The organism is Niallia sp. MER 6, assembly GCF_023714395.1.
In the GTDB taxonomy this organism is placed as follows: domain Bacteria; phylum Bacillota; class Bacilli; order Bacillales; family Cytobacillaceae; genus Niallia.
This window is the reverse complement of sequence record NZ_JAMAUK010000156.1, coordinates 1-207: the sequence shown is the minus strand read 5'-3', so window position 1 is coordinate 207 and position 207 is coordinate 1. Positions and strand designations below refer to the sequence as shown.

General features: G+C 29.0%; 1 protein-coding gene. It reads right to left on the bottom strand.

Features of this window, described 5'->3' with window-relative positions; genetic code table 11:
* Positions 1–39 precede the first annotated feature (39 nt).
* A partial coding sequence (locus M3600_RS28800) for an IS3 family transposase (RefSeq protein WP_251648617.1) occupies positions 40–207 on the bottom strand: 168 nt, incomplete at its 5' end.

The following is a 207-nucleotide window of genomic DNA, read 5'->3' as shown; positions in this document are numbered from 1 at the left end:
ATAAAGTGTACCCTTTGTAAAGGACATTTTATAAAAAGTCTATGCTGCTGTAAGAAGATGATCTCTGAATTGAACAGGGGTCATCTTTTTTAAGTTCCATTGGTATCTATAGTAATTGTAATAAATCATATATTGTTTGATTTCCTTTTTTACTTCATCTAAACTTGTACATGTTTTAATAGAGGTTTCATCTTTAAGATGGCCAAA